This window comes from Aminobacter niigataensis (genome assembly GCF_014200015.1).
GTDB classification, from domain to species: domain Bacteria; phylum Pseudomonadota; class Alphaproteobacteria; order Rhizobiales; family Rhizobiaceae; genus Aminobacter; species Aminobacter niigataensis.
The window spans coordinates 535,042-546,512 of record NZ_JACHOT010000002.1; the positions used below are offsets into that span (position 1 = coordinate 535,042).

Below are 11,471 nucleotides of genomic sequence, written 5' to 3' on the forward strand. Positions count from 1 at the left end.
CGTCATGTCGGTCGGCCTATTTCGTCCAGCGCGCATCAGAAGGTGCGACATCGCCGCTTGCCAGGCGGGCTTCCTCGACGACGCTCATCAGCGCCCGCAGCGTCTCCTCGACGCCCTCGCGCGTGACCGCCGACAGCAGGATCGGCGCGCGGCCGGCAGCGCGCTTCAGCGAAGCGATCTTCTTCTTGCGCTCGTCCGGGTCGAGCGTGTCGACCTGGGAAAGCGCCACGATCTCGATCTTGTCGGTCAGCCCATGGCCATAGGCTTCGAGCTCGCCGCGCACCACCTTGTAGGCCTTGCCCGGGTTTTCTTCCTGCGCCGAAACCAGATGCAGCAGCACGCGCGTGCGCTCGACATGGCCGAGGAAGCGGTCGCCGATACCGACACCCTCATGGGCGCCCTCGATCAGGCCGGGAATGTCGGCGATGACGAACTCGCGGGCGTCGATGCGGGCGACTCCGAGGCCCGGATGCAGCGTGGTGAACGGATAGTCGGCGATCTTGGGCTTGGCCGCGGTGACGGAAGCGAGGAAGGTCGACTTGCCGGCATTGGGCAGGCCGACGAGGCCTGCATCGGCGATCAGCTTGAGCCTGAGCCAGACCCACATCTCCTGGCCTTCAAGGCCGGGATTGGCGCGCCGCGGCGCCTGGTTGGTCGAGGTCTTGAAGTGCTGGTTGCCGAAGCCGCCATTGCCGCCCTTGGCCAGCAGGTAGCGCTGGCCGACCTGGGTCAGGTCGCAGATCAGCGTCTCGTTGTCTTCTTCATAGACCTGCGTACCGACGGGCACTTTCAGGATGATGTCGGAACCCTTGGCGCCGGTCATGTTGCGGCCCATGCCGTGCACGCCGGTCTGCGCCTTGAAATGCTGCTGATAGCGATAGTCGATCAGCGTGTTCAGCCCGTCCACCACCTCCAGCCAGACGTCGCCGCCACGGCCGCCGTCGCCGCCGTCCGGGCCACCGAACTCGATGAATTTTTCGCGCCGGAACGACACTGCGCCCGCGCCGCCATTGCCGGAGCGGATGTAAACCTTGGCCTGATCGAGAAATTTCATCGGACTCTTCGTCTTCTGCTGTTATTTCGTTGTTTCAGCGCACTTGCCATAGCGCAAGGCGCGGCGAAGGGCGAGAGCGGATTGGGCGCGGAGCCGCGCACGGAAAGGAAGTAGATGAAACTGGTCACCTACAACACCCAATATGGTGTCGGTCGCGACGGACGCTACGACCTCGGGCGCATTGCCGCCGCGGTCGAAGGTGCCGACATCGTCGCGCTGCAGGAGGTGACCCGCAACTTCATGCGCAACAATGGCGCCGACATGGTCGAGGGTCTGGCGAGGCTGCTGCCCGACTACTTCCACGTCTATGGCGTCGCCATGGACATCGACTTCGGCATGGTCGGCGACGACGGCAAGCCGGCAAACAAACGGCTGCAGTTCGGCAACATGGTGCTGTCGCGCTGGCCGATCGTGGCGTCGCGCAACCTGCTTCTGCCGCGCAGCCGGCGCTTGAGCCGCGGCAACCTGCAGCGCGCGGCGCTGGAAGCGCTCGTCATGGCGCCGTCCGGTCCGTTGCGCGTCTATTCGGTGCATCTCGACCACGTCAATCTCGAAGAGAGGATCGCGCAGATCCGCCACCTCAAGGAGCGGGTCTACGCCTATCCGATGGAAGGCGGCGCCATCTCGGGCGCTGTCGAATACGGCTTTCCCGAGCTCCCCTGCCCGGAAGAATTCATATTGATGGGCGACTTCAACATGGTCCCCGGCTCGCCCGAACATGTCGTCATGGCCGGCGCGCCCGACCCGGTGGAGGGCACCCAGATCGTCGCCCACCACCCTGTCGACGCCTATGCGCTGGCAGGCGGCGTTCCGGACGGATCGGTCTCCTGGACCGACACGACCCATCCGGAAAAATCCCGCCTCATCGACTACGCCTTCGTCCAGGCCGGCCTCGCCGCCAGGGTCAAATCCATCCGCATCGACAAAGATGCGCAAGGCTCCGACCACCAGCCGGTGTGGCTCGAACTGGCCTAGCGCTCACCTCAGCTGCGTGCCCAAGACCTGAGGCTCGCCCAGGTCTTGCGGTCGAGGCGGTAGCGCTCGACCGGCACCTGGCCGGCGACGATCGAGTTCAGCATGCCCTGCCCGGCATACTGGAAGCCGCACTTGTGGATGACGCGGCGCGACGCCGGGTTGATGACCCGGCACGAGACGTTGAGCACGTTGACGTCGGTCGCACGGAAGGCGAGATCGACCAGCGCGTGCGCCGCCTCGGTGGCGTAGCCATGCTTCCAGTGGGGTTCGCCGATCCAGTAGCCGAGTTCGAGGCCGCGGTCGGTGTAGTTGAGCCCGGCCGAACCGACGAAGGCACCGGTGTCGGCAAGCGTGATCGCGTAGACCACGCCACCGCGCTGGCCGCGCGCCATCGACAGGAAAGCACGCGCTTCGGCTTCGCCGTAGGGGTGCGGCATGCGCGACAGCATTTCGGCGACGTGCCGGTTGTCGGCAAGCTGCACCAGCTCGGGGACGTCGTCCTCGTGCGGCGGCCGCAGCACCAGCCGTTCTGTCAGCAGTATCGGGCAGTCGATCGACAGTCTTTCGTCTTCGACGTCGTCCTTCTCGGCAACCATGTCAAATATCCTCCAGGAAATGAAAAAGGGGAGATGGCGACCCATCTCCCCTGATCCTTTTCCTGGCTTGGCCAGACACCGGTTCCCGAGATGGGGCGCCGGTGTTGTAGTGCGGAACCGGCTACTCCGCGGCCTTGAGAATCGGATTAACCGATACGTAGGTTCGGCCATTGGCTTTTTTATTGAAGGTCACGGCGCCGGCTTCGAGCGCAAAAAGGGTGTGATCCTTGCCCATGCCGACGTTGACGCCGGGATGCCAGGTGGTGCCGCGTTGACGAACGATAATGTTGCCGGGAATCACGGCTTCGCTGCCGAACTTCTTGACGCCAAGGCGCTTGGATTCTGAATCGCGACCGTTGCGCGACGAACCGCCAGCTTTTTTATGTGCCATGGATGTTCTCCTTCAGTCGCTCTGATTACTCTGATTCCGCGACGGCTGCAGCCTTTTTCGGCGCTGCCTTCTTCGCGGGCTTCTCTGCGGCGTCTTCGGCCACGGCATCGATCTTGGCTGCCGCCTTCTTCGAAGGCTTCGCACCGCCCGTCAGAATCTCGGCGATCCGGACAGTGGTCAGGTGCTGGCGATGGCCGCGCGAACGGCGCGAGTTCTGGCGACGACGCTTCTTGAAGGCGATGACGGTCTTGGCGCGGCCCTGCTCGACCACTTCCGCCGTCACCACGGCGCCGGCCACGAAGGGCGCGCCGATCTCTGCGTTGTCGCCTTCGCCAACGGCGAGCACTTCGACGAATTCAACGGTATCGCCGGCGACGCCGACGAGCTTCTCGATCTTGATCACATCATTGGCGGCAACGCGGTACTGCTTGCCGCCCGTTTTGATGACTGCGAACATTTTATGCCTTTCGCTGTTCGGTCGACCTTGTTGAACCACTTGAAGCGGTCCCGGCCGTCTTTTTGTCAGTCGTTACGGGTTCAAAACAAACGGCGCAGAGAATCCTCCACGCCGAATGCAGGGCGTCCCGTAACCGAAGGTTGCTATCGAGTCAAGGCAAACAGGCCGGAAAATGGCCTTCCGGCGGCATAGCACGGCTGATCCCGATATGGCATCACCGAGAATGCCACCTTTTGGATACGCGCTCGAACCGCAAGGAACAAGCCAACCGGGCACCCCTGGAACCGGTGCAGGCGAGACTTTAGAACGAGTTACGCCGCCACTGTCGCCAGATTGCCCGGACATCTGACGCAGCGTCCTGCAGGCCAATTCGGAGCCACCGGAAAAGACGCGCGACGACAGGCATATTTGGCCTTGTGCGACAGGCGATGAGCCGCTATCTAGTGCGCCGCGCCGGCAACGGCCGATCACGACCGCGGAGAGGTGGCAGAGTGGTCGAATGCACCGCACTCGAAATGCGGCATGGGTGCAAGCCCATCGGGGGTTCGAATCCCTCCCTCTCCGCCATTGCCTTCTGAGGCCATTAAGCGACATCAAATCAATCGTTTAAGGGCGAGGCTAAATGCCTTGTGTCCCTAAGATTGACGCAATTAACTTGATCTGCGCCTTTTTCAGCGCCGTTTCATCCTTTTCCCGCTCTGTGCCGCTTGCCGGGCGTCGGCAGCTCCCGACTCGATCCTCTCGATGAACGCCTCCCACCACTTCAAGGCAGCAGAGACGGCTTCGGCCGGATCATATAGTTCGGTCCCGACGAGGATATTGGTTACGGCCATCTCTGACTTGCTATCCTCCGATGGCATCGGGAGCAGCGGTATCGGTTCCTGGATCGATTATTACAATCGGCGACGCCCACACTCATCCTTCAACGGCAGGACACCCGATGAGGACTATGCTACCACCACCACGACGGACCAATTGGCGGCGTAGAAACACCCCAGATTCACCTTAGCCAAGCCGCCAAACGGTCTCACCGGCGGACCGCCGCAAACTGCCTGGCTAGTCGTTCGGTCAAGGGCTCGGTCTAGCACCGCACCTGCACAAAATGGTCTTTGCTGACTTCCTTGTAGACGCTCTTAGGCGGCACAAATCCGGGTATCCGGAAGGGGCTTTTGATCTCCTCGACTTCGGTATTGCGGCGCATGCGGCGGCGGGAGGGGTCTGGGACGGGAACGGCGGCCATCAGCTTCTTGGTATAGGAGTGCTGCGGCGCCTCGAAGACCGCGCTGCGCGGCCCGATCTCGACGATCTCGCCGAGATACATCACCGCGACGCGATGGCTGACGCGCTCCACGACCGCCATGTCGTGACTGATGAAGAGGTAGGCGAGCCCGAGGCTTTCCTGAAGCTCCATCAAAAGGTTGCACACTTGCGCCTTGATCGACACGTCAAGCGCGGAGACCGCCTCATCGGCAATGATCACCTTGGGATCCAGCATCAGCGCACGGGCTATGCAGATACGCTGACGCTGGCCACCGGAGAATTCGTGCGGCAAACGGCTCATCATGGTCGGCAAAAGGCCCACTCGGTGCATGAGTGCGGCCGTCTTGTCCCGCGCCTCGGCCTTGCCGCCGAGCTTCTGTTCGAGGAAGGGTTCGGCGATGGAGGCGCCGATCGGAATGCGCGGGTTGAGGCTGGCGAAGGGATCCTGAAACACCATTTGCACGGCCCGCCTCGCCGACTTTAGCGCTTCTCTGTCGGTGGCACCGACCTCCTGTCCATTGACCAGCACCGTGCCGGAAAACGGTTTCGTCAACCGTAGGATGGTGCGACCGGTCGTGGACTTGCCGCAGCCGGATTCGCCGACCAGCGACAGCGTTTCGCCCGGCTGGAGCGAGAAGGAAACATTCTCGACGGCATGAACCGCCCCCGTGACCTTCGAGAACAGTCCGCTGCGCACGGCGAAACGCGTGGTCAGGTTCTTTACCTCTAGCACCGCCGGTTTGTCCGCAACCGGCGGCGCCGCTTCTCGCTCCGCACCGCGCGAACCCGTCGCGGTGTCGATCAGGCCAAAAGTGGAGGGCAGAGCACGGCCCGCCATGGACCCGAGCCTCGGTACGGCCGCGAGAAGCGCGCGCGTGTAGGGATGGCGACCATTGCCGAATATCTCTGCGGTCGGTCCGTCCTCCACCACGTCGCCACGCAGCATGACGAGCGTGCGGTCAGCGACTTCCGCCACCACGCCCATGTCGTGGGTGATGAAAAGAACCGCCATGCCGGTTTCTTCCTGCAGTTCCTTGACGAGGTCGAGGATCTGGCCCTGGATCGTCACATCGAGAGCCGTTGTCGGCTCGTCGGCGATGAGCAGCTTCGGCCGCGTCGCAAGCGCCATGGCGATCATCACGCGCTGCCGCTGGCCGCCGGAAAGCTTGTGCGGATAGACGTCGTAACGCTCCTTCGCATTGGGAAGGCGCACCTTCTCGAACAGGCGGATCGTTTCCTGCCGGGCCTCGGCAGAGCCGATGGAAAGATGACCGCGAATGGCTTCGGCGATCTGCTCGCCCACTGTCATCATCGGGTTGAGCGATGTCATCGGCTCCTGGAAGATCATGGCAATGTCACCCCCGCGGACCTTTCGCATCTCCTGCTCCGGCAGCGCCAGCAAATCACGACCCGCAAGTCGGATTTCACCCTCGATGCGGCTGCCGCGCGGTGGCAGGAGCCGCATGACGGACAGCGAGGTCACGCTCTTGCCCGATCCGCTTTCCCCGACGATGGCGAGCGTCTCGCCCGCCGCGACGTCGAAACCGATATTGCGGACGACCGGCGTCCAGGGCGAATAGATGTCGGGCCGGAACGATGTGGTGAGGTCGCGGACGGATAGAACAGGCTTCGTCATTCGGGTGGCCCTATCTTCGGTGGGTTGCCATACGGTCCGGAGAACAATCACATCCGGCGTGACATGCGTGGATCGAGAAGATCGCGCAGTCCGTCGCCCAGCATGTTGACGCTGAGGACGACGAGGGCGAGCGCGAAACCCGGCGCGAACACCGTCCAGGGCGCGCGCGGCAGATACATGCGCGACTGGGCGATCATGCTTCCCCAGGTCGGTGTTTCAGGCGGCACGCCTGCGCCGAGGAAAGAAAGGGTCGATTCCACGATGATCGCCGAGGCGCAAATATAGGTTGCCTGCACGATGAGCGGCGGCACTGTCGAAGGCAGGATGTGCCGCACGAGGATGACAGGGAGCCGCGTTCCACCAACCTGCGCCGCCTCGACATAGGGCGCCTCGCGCACCGAAAGCACTACGGAGCGCACGAGGCGCACGACCCGGGGTATCTCCGGAATGACGATGGCGAGCATGACAACGCCGACCGAGGCGCGCATGACGGCCACCAGCGCGATAGCAAGCAGGATGGCGGGAATTGCCATCAGCGCGTCCATAACCCGCATGATGACCGGGTCGGCCTTGCGGAAATAACCCGCGATCATGCCGATCACCACGCCAATGGCGATAGAGGAGACTGCAACGACGATGCCGACCGCAAGCGAGACTCGCGCGCCGTGAACAACCCGTGCAAAGACGTCGCGTCCGAGATGGTCGGTGCCGAGCCAGTAGCGCGCCGAGGGTGACTGGAGCCGCTCGGACGGCATCATCGTTGCAGGATCGCCAGCGAAAAAGGGTGCCAGCAGCGCGGCAAGCGCGATGGCGGCGAGAACCGTACCGCCGGCAATCATCGTGGGATGGCGGCGCAGGAACCGTGGGATTCCCGCCCGGACGGGGGGAGCCAACTGAGCGGCATTCGTCATTCTTGGCGACCTTTCGTCAGTAGCGGATGCGGGGGTCGATCAGCGTGTAGGACAGATCGGTGGCGAGGTTCACGAACACGTAGATGCCGGAGAAGACCAGGATGACGCCCTGGATCACCGGGTAGTCGCGGCGGGCAATGGCATCGACGACGAGGCGGCCGACGCCCGGAATGTTGAACACCGTTTCCGTCACCACCACGCCGCCGATAAGCAGCGCGATGCCGATACCGATCACGGTGGCGATGGGCACCCCGGCATTGCGCAGCGCGTGTTTGACGAGAATGCGCGGCACGGCCACGCCCTTGGCGCGTGCTGTGCGGATGAAGTCCTCCGACAGGACCTCGAGCATGCTCGTGCGGGTGATGCGGGCGATCAGCGCGGTGTAGGTCATGCCGAGCGTCACCGAAGGCAATATGAGGTTGCGCGCCCAGGGCCAGATCCCCTCGCTGATCGGCGTGAAGCCCTGTACCGGCAACAGTTTCCACTCGATGGCGAAAAGCCAGCTCAGCATGTAGCCGAGGACGAAGGCCGGTAGCGAAAACCCCATGACCGAAAACAGCATGAGGATCCGATCGACCGTCGTGCCGGCCCGGTGCGCGGCTATGACGCCAAAAGCGATGGCGATCGGCACCGCGAAGGCTAGGGTCGCGATCGCCAGCGATACCGTGGCCTCCATGCGCTGCATGATCAGCTGAGCCACCGGTTCGTTGGAATAGATCGACACGCCGAGGTCGCCTTGCACGACATCGCCCATCCAGCGGAGGAATTGCACCGGCAGGGGATCGTCAAGGCCGAGCATCTGTCTCAGCTGCGCGATCTGTTCGGGCGTAGCATTGTCGCCGGCAATCACCGCCGCGGGATCGCCGGGCGCGAGATGCAGCAGCACGAAGACCATGAGGCCGACCAACCCCATCACAATCAGCGTCGCGCCCAGCCGGCGCAGAATATAGATGATCATGCGCGCGTCCTTTTCGATTGAAACTCAGACCAGCTGTCGCCCCTCGACTTCGCCGTCCAGCGGCCAGATCGGCCGGATCACCTTTTTCCAGGGGTGGCGGCGGTAGTCGGTCGGCAGCAGGCCGTCGCCGGTCGCGTAGATCACCTCCTCCGAGATCGGGGCGAAGGCGGCGTGGAAATGCTGGTTGGACTTGACCACCAGCAACCGTTCGCCACGCGGGTCGATGCCGAGATTGGCGAAGAAGTCGATCCCCATCGCCTGACAGCGGTTGGACACCAGCACCGCGCCTACTCCTTCCAGGGTACGAATGCCGACCGCGTCGCCGAGATCCACCGGAGAGCCTGCGAAGGTCTGCTGCGCGCCGGGCACGCAGGCGAGCACCTCCACCTCCGCATCGATGGGCTGGGCGGAGGCCCAGCAGGCCTTGCCACCGAAGCGCAGCTTGATCCGCGCGCCCGGACCGGCGTCGAAGGCAAGGCGTACGGCCATCGGATCCCAGATAGGTCCGACCGAGGCGGAGGAAACGCCGCCCGTGATAAGCAGCCTCAGGAAAGTGGTGTTGTCGGACGGCGCACCGCCACCGGCATTGTCGGAAGTGTCGGCAATCGTCACCGGCTTCGAAGCGCCGGCCGCAATCTCCAGAGCGCGGGCGACCGCTGCCGACGGTTCGAGGAAGCGTTGAGCGGAGATTTCCTTGATCGCCGCCATTTCCTCGCCGAATTCGCGGGCAAGGCGGTCGCCCAGCGGCTTGTTGCCATCGGTGATGACGAGAACGCGCGCACCGTTGTCCGGCACATCACCGGAGGGGAAGCCATGACCGAGCGAAATTGAAAGGACGCCGTCCTTGCCTTCCAGCGCCATTGCCTTGTCGACGATACCGCGCATGGGCTGCGTCGTCGTCGGATAGGAGGCGATGACGCGGGTGTCCCACAGTGATTTCACCGGGCGGATCTGCTTGCGGATCGTCGCGAGAACGAGGCTGACGACCTCCTCGCCGCGTTCGACGAAGTCGGTATGCGGATACTCCTTGTAGAGGACGATGATGTCGGCGAGTTCGCAACGCTTCACCGTAAAATGGCAGTGAGGATCGAGCTCGACGCCGATCACCGCGTCCGGCCCCGCTATGCGGCGCACATGTTCGAGAAGGTCGCCCTCGCAATCGTCGTAGCCGTCGGCGACCATCGCGCCGTGCAACGTGAGGATCACGCCGTCCAGGGGCAAAGCGGCCGACAGTTGCTCGAGGATTTCGGCGCGAATGCGCTCATACGCATCCCGGGTCGCCGTGCCGTTCGGCGTCGACCAGAAACAGGACCCTGGAATGAATGTGTAGCCCTCGGCTTCGGCACGGCGGCGGGCCACCCAGAAGGCGGCGGTCTGCATGGTGGGCTCGGCGGGATGTTCGCCGGGCCGCCAGGCCTGCTCGGCGAGAAAGGTCTGGTAGCTGGTCGCCATCGGCGAGAATGTGTTGGCTTCGAGTGACAGACAGGCGGAGAAGATGCGCATAGGCTTAAAACCTTGACTGGAAAAACTCGGATTCGCTGACAGAATCCGCAGACGCCTTTGGTTAAAACAGGGGGGCTTGTCGGCGGCATGGAACCGGGCGCGGTTCCATGCCGAGCGCGTCAGCCGCGCGAGACGTTCCAGAAGGGCACGAGATCGGGCAGCCCGATCATGCCGTTGACGTCGCTGCGCATGGCCGCCGTGTCGAACCACTGGCCGAGATAGACGTGCGGCACGAAATTCCAGGCGTTCTCCTGCATCTCGTGGGCGATCTTCTGGCGCGAGGCGAGATCGGGAGCAGCCGCCCAGGCGTCGCGAAGCTGTTCATGCTTCGCATCCTCCGGCCATCCGAACCAGCCCTTCTCGCCCGTGGCGGCATGACCCGCCAGCGCGATCGGGTTGTTGTAGGCGCTGCCGGAAGCATAGGTCATGAAAATGTTCCAGCCGCCTTCGGAAGCCTTGCCCTTGTTGGAGCGGCGGGCGACGATACCGGCCCAGTCTAGGGGCACGAGTTCGACGTTGACGCCAGCTTGGCGAAGCCATTGGGCGAGGAGCAGCGAAGCATTGCTGAGCACCGGCAAGGTGGTCTGCTGCATGATGACGACAGGCGTCCCGTCATAGCCCGCTTCCTTGAAGAGGGCCGCGGCCTTCTCGATGTTCTGCCCGCCCTTGAACCAACCGGTATTGGCATCGCTTTCCATCGTCGTGCCGCAGGCGAAGAGCGAAGCACAACCCTTGTAATGTTTCGGGTCGCCGAAGGTCGCCTGCATGACGGCCGCCTGATCGATGAGGTACAGCATCGCTTGGCGCGCCTTGACGTTGTTGAAGGGCGGCTGGAGCGTGTTCATGCGCAGCCAGCCCATAGCGCCGGTCTTGTTCAGCACTTCGAGCTTCACCGAACTGTCGCCCTCGAGCTGGCTCAGCAACTCCGGGGAAATCTTCTCGATGAAGTCGATCTCGCCAGCCTGGAGGGCGGAAACCGCCGTCTGCTCGTCAGGCATGTTCTGGAGGATGATGCGTTCGAATTTGGCGACCTTGCCGCCGGCGAAACCCGAGGCGGGCTCGGCAACGGCAACGTATTCCGGGTTACGGTCATAGACATACTGCGAGCCGGTACGGGTCTCGGCGCGGTTGAACATGTAGGGACCGGAACCGACAGCTTCGGTGATCGGTTTGCCCGGATCGGTCGAGGCGTCGGCCTCGCGCATGATAAAGCAAATCGACGGCGAGGACTTGCCGAGCCAGTCGAGGATCAGCGGATAAGGCTCATTGAGGACGATGGAGAAGGAGGAGTCATCCTTGGCGGAAACGTCGGCCACGCGCTTGAAGAGATGCTGTCCGGCGCCGTCGCGGGCGCCCCAGCGCTTGATGGAAGCGACCGCGTCGCGGGCCGTGACCGGCTGGCCATCGTGAAATTTCAGGCCTTTGCGCAGGATGAAGACATAGGTCAGGCCATCGTCGGAAACAGTGTAGTCCGAAACCATCTGCGGCCGGGTGATCGAATCCGCGTCGTGACCGAACAGCGTGTCGTAGATCAGCGCGCCGTGATAGGCGGTGATGCTGGCGGTGGTCGCGATCGGGTCGAGCGATGCCAGATCGGCGTGCATGACGCAACGCAACGTTGTCGACCGGGCAGTGGCAAAAGAGAAACGTGGAGCGGCGATCAGGATGCCGGCAAAAGCGGCGCCCTGCAGAAGCGTGCGGCGAGTAGTTTTCATTTTTATCCCCCTGGT

12 protein-coding genes and 1 tRNA gene are annotated in these 11,471 nt (G+C 63.3%); 3 read left to right on the plus strand and 10 right to left on the minus strand.

The genetic code is table 11. The features are described from left to right. Positions 1–16: 16 nt before the first annotated feature. On the minus strand, positions 17–1,054 hold the full coding sequence (gene obgE / locus GGQ99_RS12480; RefSeq protein WP_108606445.1) for a GTPase ObgE: 1,038 nt from the start codon (positions 1,052–1,054) through the stop codon (positions 17–19). 114 nt (positions 1,055–1,168) lie between these two features. Between obgE and GGQ99_RS12485 the strand changes: the two genes are divergently transcribed. Beyond that, on the plus strand, positions 1,169–2,029 hold the full coding sequence (locus GGQ99_RS12485; protein WP_108606444.1) for an endonuclease/exonuclease/phosphatase family protein: 861 nt from the start codon (positions 1,169–1,171) through the stop codon (positions 2,027–2,029). Between the two features lie 8 nt (positions 2,030–2,037). Here GGQ99_RS12485 and GGQ99_RS12490 read toward each other — a convergent pair whose 3' ends face one another. The 3 genes from GGQ99_RS12490 to rplU all read right to left on the minus strand — a co-directional run bounded on the left by GGQ99_RS12490 (position 2,038) and on the right by rplU (position 3,473). Further along, positions 2,038–2,625: a GNAT family N-acetyltransferase gene (locus GGQ99_RS12490; RefSeq protein ID WP_183262779.1), complete on the minus strand. Its 588-nt coding sequence runs from the start codon at positions 2,623–2,625 to the stop codon at positions 2,038–2,040. A gap of 121 nt (positions 2,626–2,746) precedes the next feature. After that, positions 2,747–3,016 carry a 50S ribosomal protein L27 gene (rpmA, locus tag GGQ99_RS12495; protein WP_108606442.1) on the minus strand — a complete coding sequence of 90 codons (270 nt, stop codon included), beginning with the start codon at positions 3,014–3,016 and terminating at the stop codon, positions 2,747–2,749. A 25-nt stretch (positions 3,017–3,041) separates the two neighbouring features. Further along, complete coding sequence (gene rplU / locus GGQ99_RS12500; RefSeq protein ID WP_108606441.1) at positions 3,042–3,473, minus strand: 50S ribosomal protein L21; 432 nt, start codon at positions 3,471–3,473, stop codon at positions 3,042–3,044. 477 nt (positions 3,474–3,950) lie between these two features. Between rplU and GGQ99_RS12505 the strand changes: the two genes are divergently transcribed. Next, positions 3,951–4,040: transfer RNA gene (locus GGQ99_RS12505), tRNA-Ser, on the plus strand. Between the two features lie 104 nt (positions 4,041–4,144). Here the strand turns inward: GGQ99_RS12505 and GGQ99_RS26130 are convergent. Then, positions 4,145–4,306 (minus strand): hypothetical protein, encoded by a 162-nt coding sequence (locus GGQ99_RS26130; RefSeq protein WP_246389559.1) that lies wholly within the window; start codon positions 4,304–4,306, stop codon positions 4,145–4,147. Positions 4,307–4,313: 7 nt separating this feature from the next. On the opposite strand from GGQ99_RS26130, the gene GGQ99_RS26430 reads away from it, so the two are divergent. Then, positions 4,314–4,460 (plus strand): integrase core domain-containing protein, encoded by a 147-nt coding sequence (locus GGQ99_RS26430; RefSeq protein WP_406873913.1) that lies wholly within the window; start codon positions 4,314–4,316, stop codon positions 4,458–4,460. Positions 4,461–4,554: 94 nt separating this feature from the next. On the opposite strand, the gene GGQ99_RS12515 is transcribed toward GGQ99_RS26430, so the two are convergent. From GGQ99_RS12515 to GGQ99_RS12535, 5 genes are read right to left on the minus strand one after another with little or no spacing between them, the layout of a single operon-like run. Continuing rightward, a complete protein-coding gene (locus tag GGQ99_RS12515) occupies positions 4,555–6,369 on the minus strand; it encodes an ABC transporter ATP-binding protein (protein WP_183262861.1) in 1,815 nt (604 codons plus the stop codon). 47 nt (positions 6,370–6,416) lie between these two features. Then, on the minus strand, positions 6,417–7,280 hold the full coding sequence (locus GGQ99_RS12520) for an ABC transporter permease (RefSeq protein ID WP_183262781.1): 864 nt from the start codon (positions 7,278–7,280) through the stop codon (positions 6,417–6,419). Between the two features lie 16 nt (positions 7,281–7,296). Next, positions 7,297–8,238, minus strand: coding sequence for an ABC transporter permease (locus GGQ99_RS12525; protein ID WP_183262782.1), 942 nt, complete (start codon positions 8,236–8,238; stop codon positions 7,297–7,299). A gap of 24 nt (positions 8,239–8,262) precedes the next feature. Further along, complete coding sequence (locus GGQ99_RS12530) at positions 8,263–9,951, minus strand: M81 family metallopeptidase (RefSeq protein WP_210307841.1); 1,689 nt, start codon at positions 9,949–9,951, stop codon at positions 8,263–8,265. After that, entirely contained in the window at positions 9,861–11,456 is a 1,596-nt protein-coding gene (locus GGQ99_RS12535; RefSeq protein WP_183262783.1) for an ABC transporter substrate-binding protein, read from the minus strand. Before GGQ99_RS12535 ends, GGQ99_RS12530 begins: the two co-directional genes overlap by 91 nt. Positions 11,457–11,471: the final 15 nt, after the last annotated feature.